This is a genomic window from Sphingomonas sp. Ell38C01 (assembly GCF_055231975.1).
In genome coordinates this window covers 1,873,897-1,900,027 of sequence record NZ_JBUYVA010000001.1, presented here as the reverse complement: position 1 = coordinate 1,900,027, position 26,131 = coordinate 1,873,897, and the positions used below count along the sequence as shown (strand labels likewise).

The following is a 26,131-nucleotide window of genomic DNA, read 5'->3' as shown; positions in this document are numbered from 1 at the left end:
CTGAGCTTGTCGAAGCACCGCCCTTCTTCTGCGCATTCGTGGACAAAAAAGGGCAGTGCTTCGACAAGCTCAGCACGAACGGGGAAACGGAGCGTTCAAGCCACCAGATCCACCACCTCCGCCCCCGCGCCCACCGCCTCCAGCAGCAGCGTGCGGTGGCAATGCCGCGGGTCGCGCTCGTAGCACAGCAGCGCGCTCGGCATCTCCGCCGCCAGCCCCAGCATCACCGCCGCCTGCGCCTGTGCCTCGGGCAGCTCGAGCTGCTCTTCGTAAACCGCGGTCAGCGTCGCGACGTCGCCCTTCTTCGCCGCATCGCGCCCGCGCTTGGGCGTCCCCAGCGCCTTCAGGTGGACATAGCCGATTCCCGCCTCCGCCAGCGAAGCGGCGAGCGTCGATTTCGAAAACCCCGGCCGCCGCGACAGCGGAAGCGCGCGCACGTCGATCACCCGCCGCACCCCTGCACCCGTCAGCGCGGCAAGGAACTCCGCCATCGTCACGCCCTCATACCCGATCGTGAATATCGTCATGCCGGCCGAGATGGCGATCACCCGCTGACTTGCCAACCGTACCGGGCTATCGCACGCCCATGACCCACGACATCCACATCGTCGGCGGCGGGCTCGCCGGCTCCGAGGCCGCATGGCAGCTCGCCGAGGCGGGCCACCGCGTCCGCCTCTCCGAAATGCGCGGCAGCGGAGATACGACCCCAGCGCATCATACCGACGGCCTCGCCGAACTCGTCTGTTCGAACAGCTTCCGCTCCGACGACGCCACCTCGAACGCGGTCGGGCTGATCCACCAGGAGATGCGCACGCTCGGCTCGCTCATCATGCGCGAGGGCGACATCCACAAGGTCCCCGCCGGGTCCGCGCTCGCGGTCGATCGCGACGGCTTCTCCGCCGGAGTCACCGCTGCGCTCGAGGCGCATCCCAACATCACGATCGTCCGCGAGCGCGTCGACACGCTCCCCGAAGGCCCCGCGATCGTCGCCACCGGCCCGCTCACCGCGCCGTCGCTGTCGGAGGCGATCGCGGGCGAGACGGGCAAGGACGCGCTCGCCTTCTTCGACGCGATCGCCCCGATCGTCCACCGCGACTCGATCGACATGGAGCAGGCCTGGTTCCAGAGCCGGTGGGACAAGGGCGAGGGCAAGGATTACATCAACTGTGCGATGAACCGCGAGCAGTACGAAACCTTCGTCGCCGGCCTCGTCGCGGGCGAGAAGACCGAGTTCCGCGAATGGGAGAACGTCCCATATTTCGAGGGCTGCATGCCCGTCGAGGTGATGGCGGAGCGCGGGCCGGAGACGCTGCGCTTCGGCCCGATGAAGCCCGTCGGGCTCGACGATCCGCGCACCGGCCGCTGGCCCCATGCCGTCGTCCAGCTGCGGCAGGACAACGCGACCGGCACGCTGTGGAACATCGTCGGCTTCCAGACGAAGCTCAAGCATGCGGAGCAGATCCGCCTGTTCCGCACCATCCCCGGCCTCGAGAACGCCGAGTTCGCGCGGCTCGGCGGGCTTCACCGCAACACCTTCCTCCGGTCGCCCGAACTGCTCGACCCGACGCTACGGCTGAAGTCGCGCCCGAACGTCCGCTTCGCCGGGCAGATCACCGGGTGCGAGGGCTATATCGAAAGCGCCGCGATCGGGCTGATGGCGGGCCGCTTCGCCGCTGCGGAGCTCGCTGGCGCCACGCTTGCCCCGCCGCCGCCCGAAACCGCGCTGGGCGCTTTGCTCACCCACATCACCGGCGCCGCGGTCGCGGAAACCTATCAGCCGATGAACGTCAATTTCGGACTCTTCCCCCCGATCCCCGGCCGCACGAAGAAGGCCGATCGCAAGCGCATGTACACGGACCGCGCCCGCGCCGCGCTGGCGGAATGGATGGCGGCGTAGCCCGCCGGATCGCAAGTCCAATGACGAACGGGTGCAGGGGCGAATAGGGGACTTCGTCCGAACGCCCCCTAATCCTCCTCCGCCTTCACCGCCGGGCATACGCAGCGCGGCTTCGCGCTGCGCTTGGGCTTCGTCGACACGAACTCCGCCGGCGACATCGCGCCAGACTTGTCGACGTCGGCCGCTGCGAACTTCGCGGTGGTCTTCACCGCCCACTCGTCGAACGACAGCACGCCGTCATGGTTCGCATCGAGCTTCGCATAGGCCTTGCGCCGCGCCGCCAGATACTCCTCGCGCGCGATTCTGCCGTCCTTGTCCTTGTCGTATCGCGAGAACCGCTTTTCCTCGCGCGTCTTCTCGCTCGCCTCGGGCACGCTGTCGGGCAGCGGCGCGTCGGCGGACGCCTGCCCGGCTGCCGCCACCGGTTGCGGCGGGAGGGCGGGATCGCTGCGCGCGCGACCGTTGAACAAAGCCAGCCCCGCCGCGACCATCAGCAACGCCGCCACGCCACCCGCCAGATACCGCCACATCGCCCCTGCTCCCGCCAGATCGATTCCCGCCAGATCGATGCCGATGCTAACCCGCCGATCCGCATTGGCAAGGCCGGACGCTATCGCCCGCTCACCCGGTGCCACGCCAGCCGCGCAACCCGCCAGGGCGACCCCGGCGGCCGGCCGCACAGGTCCATCCGGGCCGCCAGCGCCGTCGCCCCCAGCATCCGCCCGCGCGCGCTCCAGCGCGCCGCACGTGCCCGGTCGAGCGCGCGCAGCGCATCCTCCGCCGCCGCCTGCCGCTCGCCGGAATCGCGAACCCGGCGTGACAGGTCCGCCAGTGCCCAGCCCCGCCCGGCCTCGCCGACCGGGTCGTCCGCCCCCGCGTCCAGCACCTGCCCCGCCGCCGCGAACAGCGCCGCACCCCGCGCCTCGGCATAGTCCGCACGCGCGGCGTCATCGAGCGTCTCGGCCGCGAGCAGCACCTGCCAGCCATCGACGACCGTCGCCAATCGCGTGCCCGCCACCCCCTTCGGAAGCACCACCGCCGCCAGCGCCTGCAACACCGGCTCCGCAGGCGCCGTCGCATCGTCGAGCCGGACGAGCGCATCGTGCCACCACGTCAGCCGCATCTGCCCGATCAGCGGTTCGCGCGCAGCCGCTACGATCGCGCCGAGCCGCGCGTCGAGCGCGAACAGCGCCCCCACCGCGCCGCGCGCCTCCCTGGCCGCATAGTCCAGGATCAGCGCGCGCTCCGCTGCACGAGCATCGTCCACCGCGATCGAAAGGGGAGCGTCCATGGCGTCGATGATCTTCTCGTTTCATGCTCGTCGATGTCGATCCGCCCCCCTTTCCGGGGTAGCGCCGCAGCGCGCGCTATACGCAAATTTAACGCTCCATCTATATCGCGCGCCGACGGAGATACACGCCCCTATGCGCATGCCGACTTCCCGATCGTTCCCGATCCGCCTCCTGCGCGATCGCGCAGGGGCGACCGCGATCGAGTTCGCGATCGTCGCGCCGGTGTTCCTCGGTCTGCTGCTCGCGATCCTTCAAATCACCACGACGTTCTTCGCGCAGCAGGCGCTGGAGACCGCGACGGAAAAGGCGGTCCGTCAGTTGATGACGGGACAGGTCCAGCAGGCCGGCATGTCGCAGGGCCAATTCAAGACGCTCGTCTGTTCGAAGCTGCCGATGTTCATGAAGTGCAGCAAGGTCGTCGTCGACGTGCGCCGGGCCGGATCGTTCGCGGACGCCAGCACGGCCGCCCCTTCTCTGACGCTCGACTCCAGCGGCAACCCGACCTCCGCCGGTACATACAGCCCGGCCGCCGCGGGCGAGATCACGGTCGCGCGCGTCCTGTATGTCTGGAACGTCGACAAGGGGCCGCTCGGATTCGACCTGTCGACGATGTCGGGCGGCGTCCGCATCCTCAACGCCACCTCGGTCTTCCGGACGGAATCCTATTCGTGACGATCCCGGCACACCTCCGCGCGATCGCGACGACCGCACGCCGCCTTCGCGACGACAGCCGCGGCGTCGCGCTGATCGAGATGGCGTTCGCGCTGCCGATCCTCGTCACGCTGTTCGTCGGCGGGTATCAGATCAGCGACGCGGTCTTCGCCTATCGCAAGGTCACCACCACGACGCGCATGATCGCCGACGTCGCCTCGCAATACGACGTCATCACGCCGGGGGACATCGATCAGATCCTCGATGCGTCGACCCAGGTCATGTATCCCTATTCTGCGACGGGCGCGAAGCTGTTGGTGTCGCAGGTGACGACCAATTCCAGCGGCGTCACCACCGTCAGCTGGAGCCGCGGGCGCAACGTGTCGGCGCTGGTCGAGGGATCGGCCTATACCCTGCCCGCCTCGATCAAGCAGAACGGCACGTCGCTTATCGTCGCGGAGACGGTCTACCCGTACCAGCCACGGGTCGCGACGTCGGTCCTCGGCGCCTTCAACATGAAGGACGTCATCCTGATGAGCCCAAGAAAGAGCAACTCGGTCCTATGCGACGCCTGCTGAACCCGTGCCGCCACGCCGGGGGGCGGCGCGTGCCCCTCCTGGCCGACACGCGCGGCAACGTGATGATGATCATGGCGTTCGCGCTCGTCCCGCTCACGTTCGCGACGGGAATGGTGATCGACTATTCCCGCGCCGCGCGCCTGCAGACGAAAATCAACGCGATCGCCGACGCCGCGTCGCTCGCCGCGGTCACGACGCCGATGATGAATGATACCAGCAACGCCGGCTGCGCCGCGGCGCGGCGGATGTTCGTCAACCAGGTCACCAACATCCCCGGCCTCGTCATGAATGTCGCGGACACCGCACAGCTCGCGATCGCGGTGACGGACAATGCCAGCGTCACAAGTTGCGCGACGACGCGCCTCACCACGACGTCCTCCTACAGTCGCGTCTCCAAGGTGACGTGGTCCGCCAAGTCGCAGAACTCGTTCGCCGCCGTGCTCGGGCTGACCGCGATCGAGATCGGCGGGATCGCGCAGAGCAAGGCGACCGCGGCGACCAACATCGATTATTTCGTGCTGCTCGACAGTTCGTCGTCGATGGCATTGCCGACGACCAGCGCCGGCATCAACTTCCTGAAAGCGCGCACGGTGCGCACCGACTATATCTGGAACCCCAACGGGTGCGCGTTCGCGTGTCATCAGTCCAATCCCGACAACCCCAACGTCCGCGACTCGTCCGGTAATATGATCGACTACTACACGCTCGCGCATCTCAACGGGGTGGAATTGCGGATCGATGCGGGCAAGCATGCGATCGTCGACATGATCGATCGTGCGAAGCTGACGATGGCGTCGGCGAACAACACCTATCGCTTCTCCGTGTCGACCTTCGACAAGAAGACCAACTTCAAGAACATCGCCCCGCTGACCGCGAATCTCGATACGGCCAAGGCGCAGGCGGCGACCGCGGAGACGGTCGCGGTCGCGATGCATTCTGCGAACTATGATCGCCAGACGGAGCCAGCCTACGCCTGGTCGAACCTGGAACCGCAACTGCCCAAGCCGGGTCCCGGCAACGGCTCGAAACTGCCAGGTGACACGCCCCAGGGCGTGATCGTGATGGTCACGGACGGTCTTCAGGACGAGACGGTCGGCAGCGGCCGGGTGATTGGGCCGTTCTCCGCCGATCAGTGCACCGCCCTCAAGGCGCGCGGCTTCCGTATCGCGGTACTGTACACCACGTACCAGCCCGAATCGATCAACTATGACGGCTGGTCGATCGACAACGTCCTCTGGCGACTGCCACAGATCAGCCCACCGCTCCAAAGCTGCGCGACCCCGGGGCTGTTCTTCGAGGTGTCGACCGACCAGAGCATCTCGGACGCGATGAAGAAGCTGTTCGACGCCACGGTCCAGAACGCACGCGTGACCCAGTAAACGCCCCCTGGCCGATCAGGAAGCGGGGACGGCACCAACGGCGCCGCCCCCCAAGCCTTCAGCGTCCGAGCCTTGCGCCCTAGCCTTAACCGCCCTAGCCTTAACCGGTGGTGGTCGTCACCGGTAGGTCACCTTCTTCACCGTCGCGACGATCTTGTCCGACGAGATCAGCGCCAGCTTCTCCAGGTTCGCCGCATAGGGCAGCGGCACGTCCTCGTTCGTCACGCGCAGCACCGGCGCATCGAGATCGTCGAACGCCTCTTCCATCACCACCGCGGCGATCTCAGACGCGATCGAGCAGGTCGGCCAGCCTTCCTCGACCACCACGATCCGGTTGGTCTTGGCCAGCGACTTCAGCACCGTCGCGGTGTCGAGCGGGCGCAGCGTGCGCAGGTCGATCACCTCCGCCTCGATCCCCTCTGCCGCCAGCTTGTCCGCGGCCTCGAGGCTGAGCCCCACGCCGATCGAATAGCTGACCAGCGTCACGTCCTTGCCCTCGCGCATGACGCGCGCCTTGCCGATCGGCAGCACCCAGTCGTCGAGCTTGGGCACCTCGAACGAGCGCCCGTAGAGCAGCTCGTTCTCGAGGAACACCACCGGATCCTCGCTACGGATCGCGGCCTTGAGCAGACCCTTGGCATCCGCCGCGTCATAGGGCGCGATCACGATCAGGCCGGGGACGCTCGCATACCACGGCGCGTAGTTCTGCGAATGCTGCGCACCCACGCGCGACGCCGCGCCGTTCGGTCCGCGGAACACGATCGGGCACCGCATCTGCCCGCCCGACATGTAATTGGTCTTGGCGGCCGAATTGATGATGTGGTCGATCGCCTGCATCGCGAAGTTGAACGTCATGAACTCGACGATCGGCTTCAGCCCGCCCATCGCCGCGCCCGTGCCGATGCCCGCGAAGCCATATTCGGTGATCGGCGTGTCGATCACGCGCTTCTCGCCGAACTCGTCGAGCAGACCCTGCGTCACCTTGTACGCGCCCTGATACTGCGCGACTTCCTCGCCCATCACGAACACGCGGTCGTCGGCGCGCATCTCCTCGGCCATCGCGTCGCGCAGCGCCTCGCGGACCGTCGTCTTGACCATCTCGGTGCCCGCCGGGATCGCGGGGTCGCTCACCTCGGCCTTGTGCTCCGCCGCCTCGAACATCTGGCGCGCGCCGGTCTCGACCTTCTCCTGCGCCGGATGCGCGGAGTCCTCGACCGCGTTGTCCTTCGTTGCGTCCGCCTTCGCCTCGGGCGCGGGCGTGTCATCCTTCGGCGCGGCGACCGACGAGGCGTCCTCGCCCTCCTCCAGCAGCTGCATGATGACGGTGCCGACCTTCACGTTGTCCGTGCCCTCGGCCACCAGGATCTTGCCCACGGTGCCCTCGTCGACCGCCTCGAACTCCATCGTCGCCTTGTCGGTCTCGATCTCGGCCATGATGTCGCCGGACTTGACGGTATCGCCTTCCTTGACCAGCCACTTGGCCAGCGTGCCCTCTTCCATCGTGGGCGAAAGCGCCGGCATCTTGATGTCGATCGCCATCTCAGTACGTCTCCACCAGAATGTCGGTATACAATTCGCCGGGCTCCGGTTCGGGTGTGCTCTCGGCGAAGTCGGCCGCGGCGTTCACCACCTTGCGGATCTCCGCCTCGATCGTCTTCAGCTCGTCTTCCTTCACGCCGGCCGCGTCGAGCAGCTTTTTCACGTGGTCGATCGGGTCCGACTTGTCGCGGACCGACTGGACCTCGTCGCGGCTGCGATACTTGGCCGGATCGGACATCGAATGCCCGCGATAGCGATAGGTCTTCATCTCGAGGATGACCGGCCCCTTGCCCGCGCGCACCCATTCCAGCGCGGTCTCGGCCGCGCCGCGCGACGCGAGCACGTCCATCCCGTCGACCTGGATGCCTGGGATGCGGAAGCTCTCGCCGCGGCGATACAGCTGGTCCTCGGCGGAGGCGCGGTTCACGCTGGTGCCCATCGCATACTGGTTGTTCTCGATCACGAAGATGATCGGCAGCTTCCACAGCTCGGCCATGTTGAACGCTTCGTACACCTGGCCCTGGTTCGCCGCGCCGTCACCGAAATAGGCGAGCGTCACGCCGCCATCGCCGCTGTACTTGTGCTTAAACGCCAGCCCCGCGCCCAGCGACACCTGCGCGCCGACGATGCCGTGCCCGCCATAAAATTTATGCTCGGTCGAGAACATGTGCATCGACCCGCCCTTGCCCTTGGAGATGCCCGCGGCACGCCCCGTCAGCTCGGCCATGATGACCTTGGGATCGATGCCATAGGCGAGCATGTGGCCATGGTCGCGATACCCGGTGATGACCGAGTCCTTCTCGTTGTCGAGCGCGGACTGGAGGCCCACCGCGACGGCTTCCTGCCCGATATACAGGTGGCAGAAGCCGCCGATGAAGCCCAGGCCATACAGCTGCCCGGCCTTCTCCTCGAAGCGGCGGATCAGCAGCATGTCCTTGTAGAAGGCCAGCAGCTCGTCCTTCGACGCCTGGTACGGTTGCGGTTCGCCCGGGCGCTCGCGATTGGGAATGGGGGGTTCTGCACTGTCGCGAACGGGGGCTTTTGCCACGAGAAACCTCGGTTTTCGTAAGGGAGAGCGCGCCTATAGTCCGGGAATGCCGGCCCGTGCAATCGCCGCGCGCCAAATCCGCGGGACACATGCCCGTCACCCCGGCGAATAATCCCGTCACCCCAGCGAAAGCTGGGGTCGCTCCACAACGAAGCGCAAACCCGGCCCCGCCAGCCCCCGGCCTCCGCTGGGGTGACGCCACGCAAAAAACAGATGCTCCCCGACGCATCCCCGCCTAAGCCACATCCGACATGGCCACCGCCCCGCATCCCTTCCGCATCCCGAACTTCCGCGCCTACTGGCTCTCGCGCCTCACCGGCACGATCGCGACCAGCGCGCTGGCGATCATCCTCGGATGGCAGGTCTACGGGCTCGCGCGCCAGACGATGGACATCCGCGAATCGGCGTTCCTGCTCGGCATGATGGGCGCGGCGCAGTTCGTGCCGCTGTTCCTGCTCACCCCCGTCACCGGGCTGATCGCGGACAGTTTCGACCGGCGCTGGATCGTCCGGGCCACCACCGCGCTGCTCGTCCTCGTCGCCGCGACGCTCGGCGTGCTGACGTGGCAGGGCGCGCTGACCTTGCCGATCCTTTATGTCGCGGCGGTCTTCATCGGCATCGCGCGCGCCTTCGCCGGCCCCGCCTATTCCGCGCTCGCCCCCAACCTCGTCCCCCGCGAGAGCCTGCCGACCGCGATCGCGGTGTCGTCGATCGCGTGGCAGGTCGGCACGATCGCAGGTCCCAGCGTCGGCGGGCTGCTCTACGCGATCCACCCGGACGTCGCCTACGCCACCATCTCCGCGCTGTTCGCGCTCGCGCTCGTCACGATCTTCCTGATCGGCCCGGTGCCGCAGCCGCCGGCGCAGACCGATCACCGCCCGCTCGCGCGCATCCTCGAAGGGTTCGCCTATGTCCGCGACAACCGGCTGGTGCTGGCGACGATCACGCTCGATCTGTTCGCGGTGCTGCTGGCGGGCGCGACCGCGCTGCTGCCGATCTACGCGCGCGACATCCTCCATGTCGGCGCCAGCGGGCTCGGCTTCCTGGCGGCCGGTATGGGGATCGGCGCCGCGGTTACCGCGGTCTGGTTCTCGGTCCGCCCGATGACGACGCGCGTGGGCGAGAAGATGCTGGTCGCGGTCGTGATCTTCGGCCTCGCGATCCTGACGTTCGGCGTCTCGACGAACTTCTGGCTCAGCCTCGCGGCGCTGATCGTCGCGGGCGGGGCGGACATGGTGTCGGTCTATGTCCGCCAGTCGCTGATCCAGCTCCACACCCCCGATTCGATGCGCGGCCGCGTCTCGGCCGTCTCGCAGCTCACCATTTCCGCCTCGAACGAACTCGGCGAGGCGGAGAGCGGGCTGATGGCCTCGCTGCTTGGTCCGGTCGGCGCGGTCGTCTTCGGCGGGGTCGGCGCGATCGCGATCACGCTGCTATGGGCGCGGCTGTTCCCCGAACTGCGGCTTGCAAAGACGTTCGACCCGCCCGAAATCCTCAAGACTGAACCCGAACACGGAGTGGCACAGCCATGAAGGCCAACACCATCCTCGACACGATCGGCAACACCCCGCACATCCGCGTGAGCAAGCTGTTCCCCGACAGCGAAGTGTGGATCAAGTCCGAGCGCTCGAACCCCGGCGGCTCGATCAAGGACCGGATCGCGCTCGCGATGATCGAGGCGGCGGAGGCCTCGGGCGAACTCAAGCCCGGCGGCACGATCATCGAGCCCACCTCGGGCAACACCGGCGTAGGCCTCGCGATGGTGGCCGCGGTCAAGGGCTACACGCTCATCCTCGTCATGCCCGAATCGATGTCGCTCGAGCGTCGCCGCCTGATGCTGGCCTATGGCGCCACCTTCGACCTGACCCCGCGCGAGAAGGGCATGAAGGGCGCGATCGAACGCGCGCTCGAACTGGTCGAGCAGACCCCGAACAGCTGGATGCCGCAGCAGTTCGAGAACCCCGCCAACATCGACGTCCATGTCCGTACCACCTCGCAGGAGATCCTCGCGGACTTCGCCGACACGCCGATCGACGTGCTCATCACCGGCGTCGGCACCGGCGGCCACATCACCGGCGTCGCGGAGACGCTCAAGAAGGCATGGCCGAACCTCAAGGTCTATGCGGTCGAGCCCGCCGCCTCCCCCGTCATCGCGGGCGGCCAGGCCGGGCCGCACCCGATCCAGGGCATCGGCGCGGGCTTCATCCCCGCCAACCTTCACACCCAGGCGCTCGACGGCGTGATCGAGGTCGATGCCGCGGTCGCCAAGGACATGGCGCGCCGCGCCGCGTGCGAAGAGGGGATGCTCGTCGGCATCTCGTCGGGCGCGACGCTCGCCGCGATCCTCCAGAAGCTGCCCGACCTGCCCGAGGACGCGCGCGTCCTCGGCTTCAACTACGACACCGGCGAGCGCTACCTCTCGGTCCCGGATTTCCTGCCGGAGAGCTGAGACCCGGCGATTCCCCCCGTCACCCCCGCGAACGCGGGGGTCCCGCTTCCTTCCACGTTCCGCCGATAGCGGGACCCCCGCCCTTGCGGGGGTGACGGACAAAGAAACACCGGCCCCTTGAAACCCTCCCCCCTCCTCCGCCTGATCCTGGTCGCGATCGCCGCGCTGGCGATCGTCGTCCCCGCGCTCGTCGCCACCCACGTTACCGTCGTGCCCCAGCGCGCGAAGGTCGTCCGTCCCCAGCGCGTCGTCGCGAAGACCGAACTGCCCCCCGTCGAGCCCGTCGAGCTCCAGCAGCTCGATCCCGAGGACGCGCGTAGCTTCAACGCCAGCGTCCCCTTCGTCACCGGCCCGAACCCCGCCGCGCGCGCCTTCCGCTTCGCCGGCGACGCCACCGCGCTGGCCCGCGCGACCGACTGCCTCGCCGCCGCGGTTTGGTACGAGGCGGGCGACGACGCGGTCGGAGAGCAGGCGGTCGCACAGGTCGTCCTCAATCGCGTCCGCCACCCGGCCTTCCCCAAGACCGTCTGCGGCGTCGTCTTCCAGGGGTCGGAGCGGACCACCGGCTGCCAGTTCACCTTCGCCTGCGACGGCGCGATGACGCGCACCCCCTCCGACGTCGCCTGGCGCCGCGCGCGCGACGTCGCGCGAGACGCGCTGGCCGGGCAGGTCTACGAGCCCGTCGGCTACGCGACGCATTACCATACCGACTGGGTCGTCCCCTATTGGCAGGCCAGCCTCGACAAGATCGCCGCGGTCCACACCCATCTCTTCTTCCGCTGGACCGGCTGGTGGGGCACCCCCGCCGCCTTCAACCGCATCGTCGACCCAGCCGAACCCGCCATCGCCGCGCTCGGCCGGCTGTCCGAGGCGCACCGCATCGGCGGCGCGCTGGTCGAAGCGGATGCCGCGATCGCGGGCGCGACGCCGTTCTTCGGCCGCGCGGTGATGCCGCTCGCCAGCGACCAGGACAGCTTCCTCACCAGCCTGAACCCCGCCCAGTCCGCCGGTTTCGCCGCGCTCGCCAGACAGGCCTGCGGCGAGCGGGCGAAGTGCAAGTTCATGGGCTGGACCGATCCCGCCGCGATGGGCCTCGGCCTCCCGCTCGCGCCCGATCAGATGGCGGCGATGTCGTTCAGCTACATCCGCGACCGCGCCAGCGGGCTGGAGCGGACGCTCTGGAACTGCACCGAGTTTCCCGCCACCCCGCGCGCGCAGTGCATGAAGCGCCAGGTCCTGCGCATCGAAGCCCCCGTCACCAGCGAAGCAGCGACCGTCGAGTCCGCCAAGTTCGACGAACTCTTCGGCGTCCGCCGCAAGCCCCAGCCCCAATACACGACCGCGCAGACGCCCCAGCCCACGTCCCAGACCCAGCTCACGAAACCGACGTTAAAGCGCGATTAGCCCTGTTCGGCGGCGGCGCATTCACCGCTCATGCGCTAGCCTCCGTATTCCATCACCCGGAGGCCAGAGTGGCCATGGCAGACACGGCGCTCATTCCGCGCACCGCCCCCCGCCGCAAGGTCTTCCTGCCCGGCACGATGCGCACCGGCGAGCGCAGCGTGCGGATCCATGTCCTCGACGTCTCGACGACCGGCGCGCGCCTCCACTGTGCAGGCGAAGCGGAGGCCGGCCAGACGATCGCGATCGAGATGCCCGCGGGACTCGGCATGGCACGCATATGCTGGCGCACGAATGACCGGATGGGCGTGATCTTCGCTACCCCGCTGTCGCAAGCCGCGGTGGACATTCTCCTGTCGCGTTGACGCACGCCGCACAGGCTGATCGAGATCAGGCAGACTCTTGGGAACGGACGCGCGTTCGAAGCGTCGTCACCGCCACATGTCTCTTCACGCCAAAGCTCCCCCCACCCCGATGTTCCCTTGGGCGCACGCCGCCCAGAGCGATCTGGAATCGCTGATGTACGATCATGTCGGCGCGCGGGAGTTTCCTTGCGTCGGCGCCAAGGCCGCGCTCGCCAAAGGCACGCTCAACATCCTCGCCTGCAATCGCATCGACAGCGGATGGGACGATCTGCGAATCCACGACGCGCTGCTTGCCTTCGCCGCCGCCTATCGCGAATCGCCGGGCCTGTTCCGCAGCCTCGCAGTCATTTTCGAAGGCCCCGACGATCTCACCGAAGCCGCATTCGAGACGATGCTCTGGAACCGCGTCCAGTCGCTGTCCGACAAGGATGTATGGCGCGCCCAGTCCTACGATACGCGCGTCAGCGACGATCCCGACAGCCCGCATTTCTCGCTCAGCTTCGGCGGCGAGGCGTTCTTCATCGTCGGCCTCCACCCGCGCGCCAGTCGCCCCGCCCGCCGCTTCCCGCGCCCCACGCTCGTCTTCAACCTGCATGACCAGTTCGAGACGCTGCGCGCCGACGGCCGCTACGAGCCCATGCGCGAGACGATCATGGTCCGCGACGAAAAGCTCGCGGGCTCGCGCAACCCGATGCTCTCGCGCCACGGTGACGGCAGTGAGGCACGGCAATATTCGGGCCGCGCGGTCGGCGAGGACTGGCGCTGCCCCTTTCACTATGCCGGAAAATCCGCCGAGTGACCGACATCGTCACCATCCCCGAACGTAGCGGCACCGCATTTCGGCTCATGCAAGGCAAGTACCTTACCGTGATCGATCCGAAGGGCGTTCAGGTCGCCGACCTCCTCGCCTACAACGCCGACGATATCGACGAGGTCATCTCATCGGGCCGCACGCTCGATTATGCCGAGACCATCTATCTTACGACCGGCCACATCCTCTATTCGAACCGCTCGCGCCCGATGCTCGAGATCGTCGCGGACGATGTCGGCCGGCATGATTTCCTGCTGACGCCCTGCTCCTACGACACCTTCCACCATTTCTATCCAGACCTGCCCCCGCATCGCGGCTGCTTCGGCAATCTCGCCGCCGCGCTCGAGCCGTATGGCATCACCCCAGACCGGATCCCGACCGCGTTCAATTGCTTCATGAACGTGCCGGTCAACGGCGAAACCGGCAGGCTCGAGGTCCTGCCCCCGATCAGCAAGGCCGGCGATACGATCGTCTTCAAGGCCGCGATGGATCTGGTCATCGGCCTGACCGCCTGCTCCGCTCCCGCCTCGAATGGCGGCAGCTTCAAGCCGATCCAGTACCGCGTGGATTGACGGGAAGCCCGACCCGTTCGTGCTCAGTCTGTCGAAGCACCGCCCGTCTTCCTCACTGCGGACGAATGGAAGGTATTCCGACACACTCGGCACGAACGGATGAGAACTTCAGTCCCCCGTCACCCGCACCGGCCCCAGATCCCCCTGCCCCACGCTCGCCGAGGCCATCGCCAGCATCGCATCAAGGCTCTTCTTGGCCTGCACGCGCAACCCTTCCTCGATCTCCACCCGCGGCGTCAGATCGCGGAGCGACAGGTACAGCTTCTCCAGCGTGTTGAGCGCCATGTACGGGCAAATGTTGCAGTTGCAGTTCCCGTCCGCCCCCGGCGCACCGATGAAGTGCTTGTGCGGCAAAGCCTTTTCCATCTGATGGATGATGTGCGGCTCGGTCGCGACGATCAGCGTGTCGCCCGCGAAGTCCGCCGCATAGGCCAGGATCCCGCTGGTAGATCCGACATAGTCGGCATGGTCGAGGATGATCGCCGGGCATTCGGGATGCGCCGCCACCGGTGCGCCCGGATACTGCGCCTTCAGCTTCAGCAGTTCCGTCTCGCTGAACGCCTCGTGGACGATGCACACCCCCGGCCATAACAGCATCTCGCGCCCCGTCTTGCGCGTCAGATAGCCGCCCAGATTACGATCCGGGCCGAAGATCACCTTCTGGTCCGCGGGGATCTGCGACAGGATCTTCTCCGCCGACGACGACGTCACGATGATGTCGCTCAGCGCCTTCACCTCGGTCGAACAGTTGATGTACGTCAGCGCGATGTGATCGGGGTGCGCCGCGCGGAACGCCGCGAACTGGTCGGGCGGGCAGCTGTCCTCCAGGCTGCATCCGGCGTCCATGTCGGGCAGCACGACGATCTTGTCGGGGCTCAGGATCTTGGCGGTCTCCGCCATGAAGCGCACGCCGCAGAACGCGATCACGTCCGCATCGGTCGCCGCCGCCTTGCGGCTGAGGTCGAGGCTGTCACCGACGAAGTCCGCCAGATCCTGGATCTCCGGCTTCTGGTAGTAATGCGCGAGGATCACCGCGTTGCGCTCCTTGCGCAGCCGGTCGATCTCGGCGCGCAGGTCCAGCCCAGCCAGATTGCCAACGTTCACGGTCATTCGCGTCTCTCCCTCGTGCGGCTCACATAGGGGCACCGCGCCGCGTGCGCTACCCGCGGTTCCCCAGCACCTCTGCCAGCGAGCGGCTCGTATCCCACCGTTCGTCCGGCCCGCGCCGCTCGCCCGGGAAAGTCACCACCACCCGGACGTCGCCCAGCCCCGCCGCGCGCAGCGGCCCGCCGAGCAACGACGACAGCGCGCGCCGCGCATTCTCCCGCGCCACCGCCACGCGCTCGGGCTTCTGCGCCTCCGCCTGCGCGGTCCGCTGCGCGCCCTGCGACACGCGCTGCGCCAACGCATCGGCCGCCTGCCGCGTCACGTACAGCCCGCGCGTCTGGCTCAGCGTGCGCGCCGCCTCGTCGACATTGGCCTTGCCGACCGTCACGGCGGGCGCATCGACGATCAGCGTGCGCGAGGCGGCATCCCAGCGATAGTCGCGCATCCCCATGCGCGCCATGTCGACGAAATACTCGACCTCGAACGGCGCCTTCACCACCCGGTCCGACGTCAGCATCCCGAACCCGCGGGTATCGGATGCGCTGCTCTGCACCGTGCCGGACAGTGCGCCGACCTTCAGGCTGCTGGCGTTGGCGAACGTCGCGCGGACGACCTGCGTCACCGCCGCCCCATCATCACGCCGCGCGACGGTGTAGGATGCGGTATAACGGTCATACCCCGCCTTCAGCACGACGCCGAGCACCGCCAGCACCGCGATCGCGGCAACGATGCGCCACGTCTCGCGCGCACTCACGCTACGCTCCGCCACCGGTCCCCCTCACCCCTCGCCAGCCCGCGCCGCTCCAGATCGATCAGGTGCGCCAGCACCGACCGTTCCGCCGCCGGAAACAGCCGCGGATCGATCCCGACATACATTTTCGCCACCATGTCCGGGATCGCCCCCGTGCCGCCCGCGATCAGCCGCATGATCTGCCCCTCGCGCTGCCGCCTGTGCCCCAGCAACCCGCGGACGAACCGCTTCGGCGTCTCGATCGCCTCGCCATGCCCCGGATAATAGACCCGGTCGTCGCGCGCCTGCAGTTTCTCCAGGCTCGCCATGAACTGCGTCATGTCGCCATCGGGCGGCGACACCACCGTCGTCGACCAGCCCATCACGTGATCGCCGGAAAACAGCGCCCCCGTCTCGCGCAGCGCGAAGGCGAGGTGGTTCGACGTATGCCCCGGAGTCGCGATCGCCTCCAACGTCCAGCCCTCGCCCGATACCGTGTCGCCCTCCGCCAGCACGCGATCGGGCGCATAGTCCGCATCGAACGCCGCATCCGCGCCCGTTTTCACGTCGGGCCCCACATCGGACAGATGGAACGGTGCCGCGCCCACGATCGGCGCGCCGGTCGCCGCCTTCAACGCGGGCGCGCCGGGACTGTGGTCGCGATGGTGATGCGTGATGACGATCGCGCGGACCGGTCGCCCGTCGATTGCCGCCAGCAGCGCCGCGAGGTGCGCGTCGTCCGCGGGTCCCGGATCGATCACCGCCAGGTCGGTCGCGCCGACGACATGCGTCTGCGTGCCGGTATGCGTGTAAGGCGAGGGGTTCGGCGCCAGCACGCGGACGACGAGCGGCTCCAGCGTTATCGGCAGTCCGGTAGGGGCATCGGCCATGTCAGCGCAGATGGCGGCTATCGGCGCGCGGCACAAGGTGCGCGCAAAAGAGGGCCGGCCCGCGCAGAACGCGCGCCGGCCCGGTCGGGGTCACCTCGCCTTGGCGAGATTCGCTTCGAGTTCCGCGATCGACGTGTCGATCGAGGACAGCGCCTGCAAGCGCCCTTCCGCCGGGATGTTGGCGTTCGCCTCGATTCCCGCACGTGCGCTGCGCAATCCGTTCAGCGCGCTGGCATAGGCCGATCGCTCGGACATCGCCGCCCGGGTGGCCTGCTCGGCGGCCACCTGCCCCAGCCGCTCGACCCGGTTCTTGCAGATCAACACGATGCGCTGCCCCTTTTCGGTCCGGTTGATGACGGGTTGCCCGTCGACCGGCGAGCAGGTTTCGCTGCGGATCAGCGGCATCGCGATCGAGAAGCTCTCGCCCGCCTTGCTCGGCCACGAACCCTTCGACCGGAACGTGAAGGTCCGCACCTTGGTCGCACCATCCGCGAGAACCCCCGGCGGCAGCGGCGGTGCGGGCACGGTCGGCCCCGTACCCGGCACGGGCGGCACCGGCGGCACGGGCGCCGCTGCGACCGGGTTCGCCGCGATGAACGCGTCTGCCTCGGCGCCCTCATAGGTCGTCGCCTTGCCGTCCTTGACGATCACCACGCGGTGGCGGCGCGTCTTCCCGGGCTCAGCCGGGGTCGCAGGCGCAGGCGGCGGCGTCGCCTGCACCGCCGCAACGGGTGGGACCTCCGGAAGCGACACGCCCGTCACCTCCTCCACCGTCGTCCGCACCGTCGTCCTGACCGCCGCCGCCGCGCCGCCCGACGCGGTCGCGCCGAGCCCCGCGAGCGTCAGCGCCGCGACCCCCGCGCCGCCCATCATCATCCGCGTCCGCGACGCGCGCGCCGTGCCCAGCATCCGCAACCTCCCTTTCAGATCGTCGATGGTATGAAGATGGCACACCGCGCTGATCGCGCCGCCATGCGCGGCCTTCACGATCGCGCAGGCATAGGCGTGGCGATCCCCCGCCCCGCGCCCGGCCATCACGCGCGCGTCGTTCGCCATTTCCTGGTCGTTGCGGAATGCCCGGAACGCGATCCACGCCAGCGGCGAGAACCACTGGAACGCCAGCACCGCCAGCGCCACCCAGTTCGCGATCAGGTCGCCGCGCGCATGGTGGCCGATCTCGTGCGCCAGCGCCATTTCGCGCTCGGCCGCGTCGTATCGCCCTGCGAAATCGCGCGGAAACGCGACGTAGCGATGCGCGACCCCGAACGCGAGCGGCCCCTTCGCCGCTGCCGTCTCGATCACGTCGACCCCGCCGACGCGATCGACCCGCGTCGCTCCGCGCAACAGCCGTGCGCGCAACCGGAAATAGGCCAGAGTATGCCATCCGATCAGACCGAGCATCCCGACGCCCCACGCGACCGCGATTACCGTCGCCACCGGAAACGCAGTCGCCGCCGCCGCGACAGGCCCCGCCACCGCAGCCCCGGAATCCGCAGGCACGATCAGCACCGTCACCTGCTCGCCCACCGCTGCGATCGGCGTCGTCACCGCCGCGGGCAGCGGCGGCAGCGCGAGCCGCAGCACCGGCAACGCCCACAGCGCATAGGCGACCCCGGGTCCGAACGCGCGCCGCACAGGCCCGCGCACCAGCAGAACCAGCACGATCAGGATCGACGACGCGACCAGCGCCCCGATCGCCCATTGCATCGCGGCCGCGCTCACTGCTTCAGCGCCTTCAGCAGCGCCTCGATCTCGGCGATGTCATCCGCGCTCAGCTTGTCGCGTTCCGCCAGATGCGCGACCAGCGGGGTCAGCTTGCCGCCGAACAGCCGATCGATCAGCCGCGACGATTCGCCCTCGACGTAATCACCGCGCGCGACGAGCGGGCGGTACAGATAGCGCCGGCCATCTTCCTCGTGCGCAATCGCGGTCTTGGCGAGCAGCCGCCCCAGCAGCGTCTTGACGGTATTGGCGCTCCACGCGCGCTCCGGCGCGATGCGTTCGGCGACGTCCTGTGCGGAGAGCGGGGATTCGTCCCACAGCACCTCCATCACCACATGCTCGGCATCGCTGATTCGCTCGACCACGGCGCATCCCCCCTATGACTACGGACGTAATCGCATCGATTACGGCTGTGGTCAAGAGGGTGGCGCGTCAGCAGACGACGAAGGGGCACAGTGCCTCATCCCCGTCACCCCGGACTTGATCCGGGGTCCCGCTCCTTCTCAACGCGACCGACAAAAGCGGAACCCTGGCTCAAGGCCGGGTTGACCGAGGTGACCTGATTACCCGAAGCGTCGGAAAAGTTTACACCAAGCCACCCACCCAATCACCCGTTAACCACCGGATCCCCAGCAAATGCGCGCATCCCGCCCGCTGGCACACGCCCTGCAATACGTCCCATGTACCGAGCGTCGCGACGCTTCATCGGGGCGGGCGGGTCACCAGATCCCCCGCCCCAACCCGGCCGACCTCAGTCCGCCGCGTCCGCGCCCTCGAACAGCGAGGCCAGCTCGCCGCTCTCGTACATCTCCATCATGATGTCCGATCCGCCAACGAATTCGCCGCCGACATAGAGCTGCGGGATGGTCGGCCAGTCCGAATAAGCCTTGATGCCCTGCCGGATGCCCTGGTCCTGCAACACGTCGACGCTCTCGAACTCGACGTTCAGGTGATTGAGGATCGCCACCGCACGGCTGGAGAAGCCGCATTGCGGGAACAGCGGCGTGCCCTTCATGAACAACAGCACCGGGTTCGCCTTGACCAGCTGGTCGATGCGCGCGTTCGAATCGTCGGTCATGCTCGTGCTTCCTGTCTGTCGAACGCGTTACTTCGGGACGACGGTCGTCAGTTGCAATGCGTGGAGCACGCCGCCCATCCGCCCGCCGAGCGCCGCATACACCGCCTGGTGCTGCTTCACCCGCGACACCCCTGCAAAAGAGGCGCTGGCGACGGTCGCGGCATAATGGTCGCCATCTCCCGCCAGATCGGTGATCTCGACGGTCGCGTCGGGAATGCCTTCGCAGATCAGCGCAGAAATCTCATCCGCGGTCATCGCCACCGTGGTTACTCCGGCTGCATCAGCTGGCGACGTGCCTCGACGAGCTTGTCGTCGAGCGCGCGGCGCACCGCCGCGTCGTCGATCTCCACGCCCGCCGCGTTCAGGTCACCGATCAGCTTGCGGATCACGTCCTCGTCGCCGGCTTCCTCGAAATCGGCATGGACGACCGCCTTGGCATAGGCGTCCGCCTCTTCGGGGGTCAGCTTCATCTGCTCGGCCGCCCATTGTCCGACCAGCCGGTTGCGCCGCGCGGTGATGCGGAACGCCATCTCCTCGTCGCGCGCGAACTTGGTCTCGAAAGCGCGCTCGCGATCGTCGAAGGTGGTCATGGTCGCTCCCTGATTACGGTTCGCGGCCGGGAATAGGCCGGGGTGTCCCGGAGCGCAACCGTACCCCGGCGCAGGCCGCGGCCCAGCCCCAAAACAAAAGCGGGCAGCAGCGCGTTCGACCCTGGCCACCGCACCCGCACCCCGGCCTGCGCCGGGGGTACGCTCCGCCCTATTCCCCCACCCGAACGACCAGCTTTCCGATCGCCCCGCGCGCCGCCATCTTCGCGATCGCGTCCCCGCCGCGCTCGAACGCGAACGTCTCGCTGACGACCGGCCCGATCTTCCCGTCCTTCCACAACCGGAACAGTCGCTCGATGTGGTCGCGGTTGCGCTGCGGATCGCGCGCCGCGAACGCGCCCCAGAACACGCCGCAGATATCGCAGCTCTTCAGCAGCGTCAGGTTCAGCGGCAGCTTCGGGATCCCCGCCGGGAAGCCGACGACCAGATATCGCCCCTCCCACGCCATCGATCGCACTGCGGGCTCGGCATAGTCGCCTCCCACCGGATCATAGACCACGTCGAACCCGTTCGGCCCCGCCGCCGCCTTGAACTGCTCGGCAAGCGCCTTGGACTGATCCTTGTCGAATGGCGCCCGCGCATAGACGAGGGTCTCGTCCGCACCCGCCGCCTTTGCCGCCGCCGCCTTTTCGTCGGACGACACCGCCGCGACGACGCGCGCACCGAACGCCTTGCCCAGCTCGATCGCCGCCAGCCCGACGCCGCCGGCCGCGCCCATCACCAGCAGCGAATCGCCTTCCTCCAGATGCCCGCGGTCGAGCAGCGCATGGATCGTCGTGCCATAGGTCAGCAGCAGCGAGGCGCCCTCCTCGAACGATCGCCCCTCGGGCAGCCGGTACAGCGCGCCCTCCTTGACGAGCACTTTCTCGCTGAGTCCGCCCATGCTGGTGTTGCACATCACGCGGTCGCCCGCGGCGAACCCCGTCACGCCCTCGCCGACGCTGTCGACGACGCCCGAAATCTCGCCGCCTGGCGCGAAGGGGCGCTGCGGGCGGAACTGGTACTTGTCCTCGATGACGAGCACGTCCGGGAAGTTGATCGCGCAGGCCTTTACGGCCACGACGACCTCGCCCTTCCCCGCCGCCGGATCGGGCAGCGTATCGATCTCCAGAGTTTCAGGTCCGCCCGGAGCCTTCGACAACAACGCCCGCATAACCGCTTCCTCCGCCGATCCAGGGTCGCTCGCCGGCGAGTGCCCCTTCATATTTCGAAATCGCGGTATCCCTTGCCAGCGTCAGGCCGATCTCGTCCAGCCCCTCCATCAGGCACTGGCGGCGGAACGCGTCGAGTTCGAAGACGAAGCGGTCCTGATACGGGGTGGTCACCGTCATCGTCTCGAGATCGACGGTGATCGGCTGATCTTGCGCGACCTCGACCAGCCGGTCGATCGCCGCCTGTGGCAGCACGACGGGAACGATGCCGTTCTTGAACGCATTGCCCGAAAAGATGTCGGAAAAGCTCGGCGCGATCACCGCCGTCACACCCATGTCCGCCAGTGCCCATGCAGCATGCTCTCGGCTCGATCCGCAGCCGAAATTGTCCCCCGCGATCAGGATTGGCGCCCCCGCGTAGCGCGGATCGTCGAACACATTGCCCGGCTGTGCGCGCACCGTCTCGAACGCGCCCTTCGCCAGCCCCGATCGCGTGATCGTCTTCAGCCAGTGCGCGGGGATGATGACGTCGGTGTCGATATTCTTGGCGCCCCACGGATAGGCGCGCCCCGACACGGTCGTGACCGGATCCATCGGCGTCAGCGCGCCCGCGGCTTCACGCTGGCGACCGCGGGCTTCGCGATCGCCGCATAGGCCGCGACGCCGCTCAACACCGATCCCGCGACCAGCAATACCAGAACCTTACGCATCGTTCTTCCCCTTACGCCACAAGCTCACGCACGTCCGCCAGCCGCCCGGTCACCGCCGCCGCCGCCGCCATCGCGGGGCTCAGCAGGTGGGTGCGCGCGCCCGGTCCCTGCCGTCCTACGAAATTGCGGTTCGAGGTGGAAGCGCAGCGTTCGCCCGGCGGCACCTTGTCCGGGTTCATCGCCAGGCACATCGAGCAGCCCGGCTCGCGCCACTCGAACCCCGCCTCGACGAACACCCGGTCGAGCCCCTCGGCCTCCGCCTGCCGCTTCACCAGGCCCGATCCCGGCACCACCATCGCGCGCACGCCGTCGGCTACATGCCGCCCGCTCGCCACCGCCGCGGCGGCGCGCAAATCCTCTATCCGGCTGTTGGTGCAGCTGCCGATGAAGACATGCTGGACGGGCACGTCCTGCATCCGCGTCCCCGGTGTCAGCCCCATATAATCGAGCGACTTGCGCGCCGCCTCCTGCTTCGAGGGATCCGCGAAGCTAAGCGGATCGGGCACCACCCCGGTGATCGACACCACGTCCTCCGGGCTCGTGCCCCAGGTCAGCGCCGGCCCGATCTCGTCGGCGTGCAGCATGACGACCTTGTCGTAGCGCGCCCCCGCATCGGTCGGCAGCGTCCGCCACCACGCGACCGCCCGTTCCCAGTCCGCGCCTTTCGGCGCCAGCGGCCGCCCCTTCAGATACGCGAACGTCGTCTCGTCGGGCGCGATCAACCCCGCACGCGCGCCGCCCTCGATCGACATGTTCGCGATCGTCAGCCGCCCCTCGATCGACATCGCGCGTATCACCTCGCCGGTGAACTCGATGACATAGCCGGTGCCGCCCGCCGCGCCGATCTTGCCGATGATCGCCAGGATCACGTCCTTGGGGCTGACGCCGAACCCCAGCGTCCCGTCGACGCGAATCTCCATCGTCTTCGATCGCTTGAGCAGCAGCGTCTGCGTCGCGAGCACATGCTCGACCTCGCTGGTCCCGATCCCGAACGCCAGCGAGCCCAGCGCGCCATGCGCCGACGTATGGCTGTCTCCGCACACCAGCGTCGTCCCCGGCAGCGTGAACCCCTGTTCCGGCCCCACGACATGGACGATGCCCTGCTCCGCGGCGAGCGCGTCGATATAGCGCACCCCGAACTCGGCGGTGTTGCGCGTCAGCGCGGCGAGTTGCTGCGCGCTCTCGGGATCCGCGATCGGCAACGCGCGGCCCGCGGCATCGGCGCGCGGCGTCGTCGGCAGATTGTGATCGGGCACCGCCAGCGTCAGGTCGGGCCGCCGCACCTTGCGTCCGGCGACGCGGAGCCCCTCGAACGCTTGCGGACTCGTCACCTCATGGACGAGGTGCCGGTCGATATAGACGAGGCTCGTCCCGTCGTCGCGCGTCTCCACGACATGCGCGTTCCAGATCTTCTCGTACAGCGTCTTGGGATCGTTCACCATGATGCACCGCGCCATAGCTCAACCCGGACGGAGGGCAAAGCGCGTCCCCGCGCATTTTTCGATCGCGCTGATTGCACATCTTGCGGAATCCGCACCACGGGTCGCAAAAATATATCAAGGACCCGCCGGTCGGGTTTCGCGTTTCGCCGGTCGCTCCTCCTTTTCGATCGGACCGCCGCCATGCCGAAGCCCCGCTCCGATCGCCCGCTCGACGCGGTCAATTTCTTCCTCGCGGACGTCCGCGACGGGCTCGGCCCCTATCTGGCGATCTACCTCGTATCCGTCCGCGGTCCGCAGAACGGCTGGAACGAGGCGACCGCGGGGCTCATCATGACGATCGCCGGAATCGCGGGGCTGATCGCGACCACGCCTGCGGGTGCGTTGATGGACAAGGTGCGGGCCAAGCGCGCGCTCCTCGTCGCCGCCGCGGTCGCGGTGACGCTCTCTTCGGTGTCGCTCCCGTTCGTCCACGGTTTTGCGGCCGTCGCCGCCACACAGTCGCTCGCCGCCGTCGCCGCCGCGGTGTTCGCGCCAGGCATCGCGGCGATCTCGCTCGGCATCGTCGGGCCCAAGGCGTTCACCCCGCGCGTCGGCCGCAACGAGGCGTTCAACCACGCCGGCAACGCCGTCGCCGCCGCGATCGCGGGGCTGGCGGCATGGCAGTTCGGCCCCGTCGTCGTCTTCTATCTGATGGCCGGGCTCGCGGCGTGCAGCATCGTCGCGATCCTGCGCATCGACGGCGGCGCGATCGATCACGAGGTCGCCCGCGGCTGTTCTGACGGGGAGGAAGAGGATCCCGACTGCGCCCCGCAATCGATCTGGCAGACGCTCACTGGCATCCCGGTTCTCGGCGTCTTCGCGATCTCCGCCTTCACCTTCCATCTCGCCAACGCCGCGATGCTTCCCTCGGTCGGCCAGTTGTTGTCGCGCGAGGTCGGCGCCGGGCAGGCGACCTCGCTCACCGCCGCGTGCATCGTCGGGGCACAGCTCGTCATGGTCCCGGTCGCGATCGTCGTCGGCAGGAAGGCGGACGCCTGGGGCCACAAGCCGATCTTCCTCGCGGGGTTCGCGGTGCTGGCGTTGCGCGGCATCCTCTACACGCTGTCGAACGCGCCGGGCTGGCTGTTGTTCGTGCAATTGCTCGACGGCATCGGCGCAGGCATCTTCGGCGCGCTGTTCCCCGTCGTGATCGCCGCGATCACACGCGGCACCGGGCGGTTCAACGTCGCGCAGGGCGCGGTCTCGACGCTGCAGGGCGCGGGCGCCGCGATCAGCACCACGATCGCGGGCGTGCTGATCGTGTGGGGCGGCTATTCGCTCGCCTTTCTGGTGCTGGCCGCGGTCGCGGGCGTCGGACTGCTGCTCTACTGGTGGAAGGTGCCCGAAACCGCGCGATAGTCTTCGGTCACCGTGCCGATCGCGGCGATCTCGGCGTCGTGCCCCTCTTCGCGAAACGTCTCCGCGAGCGCGGCGACTTCCCAAATGCGCATCGCCGGGTGATCGAGCATCGCCGCCACCCAAGTCGCACCCGTCGTGCCGACGTCGATCCCATAGGTGCGCACCCGAAACGCGACCGGTGCATAGAACGCGTCCACCGCGCCGAACGCGTTCCCGGCCAGCCACGGGCCACCGAACCGGTCGAGCCCCTCCGCCCACAATTCGCCCATCCGCGCCACGTCGCGTTCCAGCGCAGCGGTCGTGCCGCCCGGCGTCACCCGTTGCGCCACCGTCATCGTCCGGTCGCGACGCAACGCGCCGAACCCGCCATGCATCTCCGCCGCCGCGCACATCGCCCACGCGCGCGCCGCCGGATCCCTGGGCCAGACGCCGTCATGACGCTCCGCCAGATACATCGCGATGCCGAGCGAATCCCAGACCGTCCGGTCGCCGTCGATCAACACCGGCACTTGCCCGGTCGGCGAGAACGCGCGGAACGCGGCATGATTGTCGAGCTGCCGGAACGGCTCGATCCGGTCCTCGAACGGAATGCCCAGCGCGGTCATCAACACCCACGGACGCAGCGACCAGCTCGAATAATTCCGGTTCGCCGTGACGAGCGTATAGCCGGGCGTCGTCACCGCACGTAATGCGCGGTCGTCTTCGCCGCGATCTCGTCACCAGTCACTCCCGGCGCCATCTCGACAAGCTTGAAAGGGCTCGCATGATCGGGGCGCTGGAACACCGCGAGATCGGTCACGATCATGTCGACCGAGTTCTTCCCCGTCAGCGGCAGCGTGCACGCGGGGATGAATTTCGGGTCGCCGTTCTTCGACGTGTGCTCCATCACCACGATGATCTTCTTGACGCCCGCGACCAGGTCCATCGCGCCGCCCATGCCCTTTATCATCTTGCCGGGGATCATCCAGTTGGCGATGTCGCCATTCTCCGCGACCTCCATCGCGCCCAGCACGGTCAGGTCGATATGCCCGCCGCGGATCATCGCGAAGCTCTGCTCGCTGCCGAAATAGGCGGAGTGGGGCAGCTCGCTGATCGTCTGCTTGCCCGCGTTGATGAGATCGGGGTCGACCTCGTCGTCATAGGGGAACGGCCCGATCCCCAGCATCCCGTTCTCGCTCTGCAGCGTCACCGTCATCCCCTCGGGGATGTTGTTCGCCACCAGCGTCGGAATGCCGATACCCAGGTTCACGTAGAACCCGTCCTGCAGCTCCTGCGCGGCGCGCGCGGCCATCTGGTTGCGGTCCCAGCCCATG

29 protein-coding genes are annotated in these 26,131 nt (G+C 68.1%); 11 read left to right on the top strand and 18 right to left on the bottom strand.

Annotated features, from left to right (window positions below; all coding sequences use genetic code 11):
• Positions 1-95: 95 nt before the first annotated feature.
• Complete coding sequence (locus ACV7NO_RS08980; protein WP_463405662.1) at positions 96-527, bottom strand: DUF488 domain-containing protein; 432 nt, start codon at positions 525-527, stop codon at positions 96-98.
• A 59-nt stretch (positions 528-586) separates the two neighbouring features.
• Between ACV7NO_RS08980 and trmFO the strand changes: the two genes are divergently transcribed.
• Positions 587-1,897 carry a methylenetetrahydrofolate--tRNA-(uracil(54)-C(5))-methyltransferase (FADH(2)-oxidizing) TrmFO gene (trmFO, locus tag ACV7NO_RS08975; protein ID WP_463405661.1) on the top strand — a complete coding sequence of 437 codons (1,311 nt, stop codon included), beginning with the start codon at positions 587-589 and terminating at the stop codon, positions 1,895-1,897.
• A gap of 68 nt (positions 1,898-1,965) precedes the next feature.
• On the opposite strand, the gene ACV7NO_RS08970 is transcribed toward trmFO, so the two are convergent.
• Together ACV7NO_RS08970 and ACV7NO_RS08965 are read right to left on the bottom strand one after the other, a co-directional pair.
• Positions 1,966-2,427, bottom strand: coding sequence for an EF-hand domain-containing protein (locus ACV7NO_RS08970; RefSeq protein ID WP_463405660.1), 462 nt, complete (start codon positions 2,425-2,427; stop codon positions 1,966-1,968).
• Positions 2,428-2,507: 80 nt separating this feature from the next.
• Entirely contained in the window at positions 2,508-3,188 is a 681-nt protein-coding gene (locus ACV7NO_RS08965; RefSeq protein WP_463405659.1) for a squalene/phytoene synthase family protein, read from the bottom strand.
• A gap of 139 nt (positions 3,189-3,327) precedes the next feature.
• On the opposite strand from ACV7NO_RS08965, the gene ACV7NO_RS08960 reads away from it, so the two are divergent.
• From ACV7NO_RS08960 to ACV7NO_RS08950, 3 genes are read left to right on the top strand one after another with little or no spacing between them, the layout of a single operon-like run.
• Positions 3,328-3,861 (top strand): TadE/TadG family type IV pilus assembly protein, encoded by a 534-nt coding sequence (locus ACV7NO_RS08960; protein ID WP_463405658.1) that lies wholly within the window; start codon positions 3,328-3,330, stop codon positions 3,859-3,861.
• Complete coding sequence (locus ACV7NO_RS08955) at positions 3,858-4,418, top strand: TadE/TadG family type IV pilus assembly protein (RefSeq protein ID WP_463405657.1); 561 nt, start codon at positions 3,858-3,860, stop codon at positions 4,416-4,418. The genes ACV7NO_RS08960 and ACV7NO_RS08955 overlap by 4 nt, the downstream gene beginning before the upstream one ends.
• Positions 4,419-4,447: 29 nt before the next feature.
• Positions 4,448-5,797: a pilus assembly protein TadG-related protein gene (locus tag ACV7NO_RS08950; RefSeq protein ID WP_463405656.1), complete on the top strand. Its 1,350-nt coding sequence runs from the start codon at positions 4,448-4,450 to the stop codon at positions 5,795-5,797.
• Between the two features lie 117 nt (positions 5,798-5,914).
• On the opposite strand, the gene ACV7NO_RS08945 is transcribed toward ACV7NO_RS08950, so the two are convergent.
• Both ACV7NO_RS08945 and pdhA read right to left on the bottom strand, forming a co-directional pair.
• The gene (locus tag ACV7NO_RS08945) at positions 5,915-7,336 is read right to left on the bottom strand and encodes a pyruvate dehydrogenase complex E1 component subunit beta (RefSeq protein WP_463405655.1); all 1,422 of its coding nucleotides are present in this window, start codon (positions 7,334-7,336) and stop codon (positions 5,915-5,917) included.
• A gap of 1 nt (position 7,337) precedes the next feature.
• Positions 7,338-8,384, bottom strand: a complete 1,047-nt coding sequence (gene pdhA / locus ACV7NO_RS08940) for a pyruvate dehydrogenase (acetyl-transferring) E1 component subunit alpha (protein ID WP_463405654.1) — start codon at positions 8,382-8,384, stop codon at positions 7,338-7,340.
• Between the two features lie 251 nt (positions 8,385-8,635).
• On the opposite strand from pdhA, the gene ACV7NO_RS08935 reads away from it, so the two are divergent.
• From ACV7NO_RS08935 to ACV7NO_RS08910, 6 genes are all read left to right on the top strand, one after another.
• Positions 8,636-9,916 (top strand): MFS transporter, encoded by a 1,281-nt coding sequence (locus tag ACV7NO_RS08935; protein ID WP_463405653.1) that lies wholly within the window; start codon positions 8,636-8,638, stop codon positions 9,914-9,916.
• Positions 9,913-10,833, top strand: a complete 921-nt coding sequence (gene cysK / locus ACV7NO_RS08930; protein ID WP_463405652.1) for a cysteine synthase A — start codon at positions 9,913-9,915, stop codon at positions 10,831-10,833. The genes ACV7NO_RS08935 and cysK overlap by 4 nt, the downstream gene beginning before the upstream one ends.
• Positions 10,834-10,950: 117 nt before the next feature.
• Positions 10,951-12,237, top strand: a complete 1,287-nt coding sequence (locus tag ACV7NO_RS08925) for a cell wall hydrolase (protein ID WP_463405651.1) — start codon at positions 10,951-10,953, stop codon at positions 12,235-12,237.
• A gap of 74 nt (positions 12,238-12,311) precedes the next feature.
• Positions 12,312-12,599, top strand: a complete 288-nt coding sequence (locus ACV7NO_RS08920; RefSeq protein ID WP_463405650.1) for a PilZ domain-containing protein — start codon at positions 12,312-12,314, stop codon at positions 12,597-12,599.
• Between the two features lie 109 nt (positions 12,600-12,708).
• Positions 12,709-13,398, top strand: a complete 690-nt coding sequence (gntA, locus tag ACV7NO_RS08915; RefSeq protein WP_463405649.1) for a guanitoxin biosynthesis heme-dependent pre-guanitoxin N-hydroxylase GntA — start codon at positions 12,709-12,711, stop codon at positions 13,396-13,398.
• A complete protein-coding gene (locus tag ACV7NO_RS08910; RefSeq protein ID WP_463405648.1) occupies positions 13,395-13,982 on the top strand; it encodes a DUF1989 domain-containing protein in 588 nt (195 codons plus the stop codon). Before gntA ends, ACV7NO_RS08910 begins: the two co-directional genes overlap by 4 nt.
• A 108-nt stretch (positions 13,983-14,090) precedes the next feature.
• Here the strand turns inward: ACV7NO_RS08910 and nadA are convergent, their stop codons facing one another.
• From nadA to leuC, 11 genes are all read right to left on the bottom strand, one after another.
• Positions 14,091-15,092 (bottom strand): quinolinate synthase NadA, encoded by a 1,002-nt coding sequence (gene nadA, locus ACV7NO_RS08905; RefSeq protein WP_463405647.1) that lies wholly within the window; start codon positions 15,090-15,092, stop codon positions 14,091-14,093.
• 49 nt (positions 15,093-15,141) lie between these two features.
• Positions 15,142-15,858 carry a DUF4230 domain-containing protein gene (locus ACV7NO_RS08900; protein ID WP_463405646.1) on the bottom strand — a complete coding sequence of 239 codons (717 nt, stop codon included), beginning with the start codon at positions 15,856-15,858 and terminating at the stop codon, positions 15,142-15,144.
• Complete coding sequence (locus ACV7NO_RS08895; protein ID WP_463405645.1) at positions 15,840-16,709, bottom strand: MBL fold metallo-hydrolase; 870 nt, start codon at positions 16,707-16,709, stop codon at positions 15,840-15,842. The genes ACV7NO_RS08900 and ACV7NO_RS08895 overlap by 19 nt, the downstream gene beginning before the upstream one ends.
• Before the next feature lie 90 nt (positions 16,710-16,799).
• Entirely contained in the window at positions 16,800-18,431 is a 1,632-nt protein-coding gene (locus ACV7NO_RS08890) for a M56 family metallopeptidase (protein ID WP_463405644.1), read from the bottom strand.
• On the bottom strand, positions 18,428-18,796 hold the full coding sequence (locus ACV7NO_RS08885) for a BlaI/MecI/CopY family transcriptional regulator (RefSeq protein WP_463405643.1): 369 nt from the start codon (positions 18,794-18,796) through the stop codon (positions 18,428-18,430). The genes ACV7NO_RS08890 and ACV7NO_RS08885 overlap by 4 nt, the downstream gene beginning before the upstream one ends.
• A 386-nt stretch (positions 18,797-19,182) precedes the next feature.
• Positions 19,183-19,509, bottom strand: a complete 327-nt coding sequence (gene grxD / locus ACV7NO_RS08880) for a Grx4 family monothiol glutaredoxin (protein WP_463405642.1) — start codon at positions 19,507-19,509, stop codon at positions 19,183-19,185.
• 27 nt (positions 19,510-19,536) lie between these two features.
• A complete protein-coding gene (locus ACV7NO_RS08875; protein WP_463405641.1) occupies positions 19,537-19,770 on the bottom strand; it encodes a BolA family protein in 234 nt (77 codons plus the stop codon).
• A 5-nt stretch (positions 19,771-19,775) separates the two neighbouring features.
• Positions 19,776-20,099, bottom strand: a complete 324-nt coding sequence (locus ACV7NO_RS08870; protein ID WP_463405640.1) for a DUF1476 domain-containing protein — start codon at positions 20,097-20,099, stop codon at positions 19,776-19,778.
• Positions 20,100-20,268: 169 nt separating this feature from the next.
• Positions 20,269-21,270, bottom strand: a complete 1,002-nt coding sequence (locus ACV7NO_RS08865) for an NADPH:quinone oxidoreductase family protein (protein ID WP_463405639.1) — start codon at positions 21,268-21,270, stop codon at positions 20,269-20,271.
• A complete protein-coding gene (gene leuD / locus ACV7NO_RS08860) occupies positions 21,233-21,862 on the bottom strand; it encodes a 3-isopropylmalate dehydratase small subunit (RefSeq protein WP_463405638.1) in 630 nt (209 codons plus the stop codon). The genes ACV7NO_RS08865 and leuD overlap by 38 nt, the downstream gene beginning before the upstream one ends.
• Before the next feature lie 127 nt (positions 21,863-21,989).
• Positions 21,990-23,420 (bottom strand): 3-isopropylmalate dehydratase large subunit, encoded by a 1,431-nt coding sequence (leuC, locus tag ACV7NO_RS08855; RefSeq protein WP_463405637.1) that lies wholly within the window; start codon positions 23,418-23,420, stop codon positions 21,990-21,992.
• 180 nt (positions 23,421-23,600) lie between these two features.
• Here leuC and ACV7NO_RS08850 point away from each other — a divergent pair, with 180 nt between their 5' ends.
• Positions 23,601-24,818 (top strand): MFS transporter, encoded by a 1,218-nt coding sequence (locus ACV7NO_RS08850; protein ID WP_463405636.1) that lies wholly within the window; start codon positions 23,601-23,603, stop codon positions 24,816-24,818.
• Here the strand turns inward: ACV7NO_RS08850 and ACV7NO_RS08845 are convergent.
• Together ACV7NO_RS08845 and ACV7NO_RS08840 are read right to left on the bottom strand one after the other, a co-directional pair.
• Entirely contained in the window at positions 24,785-25,498 is a 714-nt protein-coding gene (locus tag ACV7NO_RS08845; protein WP_463405635.1) for a glutathione S-transferase N-terminal domain-containing protein, read from the bottom strand. The two genes, ACV7NO_RS08850 and ACV7NO_RS08845, sit on opposite strands and share 34 nt — an antisense overlap.
• Positions 25,495-26,130 (bottom strand): 3-oxoacid CoA-transferase subunit B, encoded by a 636-nt coding sequence (locus tag ACV7NO_RS08840; RefSeq protein WP_463405634.1) that lies wholly within the window; start codon positions 26,128-26,130, stop codon positions 25,495-25,497. The genes ACV7NO_RS08845 and ACV7NO_RS08840 overlap by 4 nt, the downstream gene beginning before the upstream one ends.
• Between the last annotated feature and the right edge of the window lies 1 nt (position 26,131).

Coding starts and splice junctions, on each gene's coding strand:
- ACV7NO_RS08980 (WP_463405662.1), bottom strand. CDS start 527: ATGACGATATTCACGATCGGGTATGAGGGCGTGACGATGGCGGAGTTC.
- trmFO (WP_463405661.1), top strand. CDS start 587: ATGACCCACGACATCCACATCGTCGGCGGCGGGCTCGCCGGCTCCGAG.
- ACV7NO_RS08970 (WP_463405660.1), bottom strand. CDS start 2,427: ATGTGGCGGTATCTGGCGGGTGGCGTGGCGGCGTTGCTGATGGTCGCG.
- ACV7NO_RS08965 (WP_463405659.1), bottom strand. CDS start 3,188: ATGGACGCTCCCCTTTCGATCGCGGTGGACGATGCTCGTGCAGCGGAG.
- ACV7NO_RS08960 (WP_463405658.1), top strand. CDS start 3,328: ATGCCGACTTCCCGATCGTTCCCGATCCGCCTCCTGCGCGATCGCGCA.
- ACV7NO_RS08945 (WP_463405655.1), bottom strand. CDS start 7,336: ATGGCGATCGACATCAAGATGCCGGCGCTTTCGCCCACGATGGAAGAG.
- ACV7NO_RS08935 (WP_463405653.1), top strand. CDS start 8,636: ATGGCCACCGCCCCGCATCCCTTCCGCATCCCGAACTTCCGCGCCTAC.
- cysK (WP_463405652.1), top strand. CDS start 9,913: ATGAAGGCCAACACCATCCTCGACACGATCGGCAACACCCCGCACATC.
- ACV7NO_RS08920 (WP_463405650.1), top strand. CDS start 12,312: ATGGCAGACACGGCGCTCATTCCGCGCACCGCCCCCCGCCGCAAGGTC.
- gntA (WP_463405649.1), top strand. CDS start 12,709: ATGTTCCCTTGGGCGCACGCCGCCCAGAGCGATCTGGAATCGCTGATG.
- nadA (WP_463405647.1), bottom strand. CDS start 15,092: ATGACCGTGAACGTTGGCAATCTGGCTGGGCTGGACCTGCGCGCCGAG.
- ACV7NO_RS08895 (WP_463405645.1), bottom strand. CDS start 16,709: ATGGCCGATGCCCCTACCGGACTGCCGATAACGCTGGAGCCGCTCGTC.
- grxD (WP_463405642.1), bottom strand. CDS start 19,509: ATGACCGACGATTCGAACGCGCGCATCGACCAGCTGGTCAAGGCGAAC.
- ACV7NO_RS08870 (WP_463405640.1), bottom strand. CDS start 20,099: ATGACCACCTTCGACGATCGCGAGCGCGCTTTCGAGACCAAGTTCGCG.
- ACV7NO_RS08865 (WP_463405639.1), bottom strand. CDS start 21,270: ATGCGGGCGTTGTTGTCGAAGGCTCCGGGCGGACCTGAAACTCTGGAG.
- leuD (WP_463405638.1), bottom strand. CDS start 21,862: ATGGATCCGGTCACGACCGTGTCGGGGCGCGCCTATCCGTGGGGCGCC.
- leuC (WP_463405637.1), bottom strand. CDS start 23,420: ATGGTGAACGATCCCAAGACGCTGTACGAGAAGATCTGGAACGCGCAT.
- ACV7NO_RS08850 (WP_463405636.1), top strand. CDS start 23,601: ATGCCGAAGCCCCGCTCCGATCGCCCGCTCGACGCGGTCAATTTCTTC.
- ACV7NO_RS08840 (WP_463405634.1), bottom strand. CDS start 26,130: ATGGGCTGGGACCGCAACCAGATGGCCGCGCGCGCCGCGCAGGAGCTG.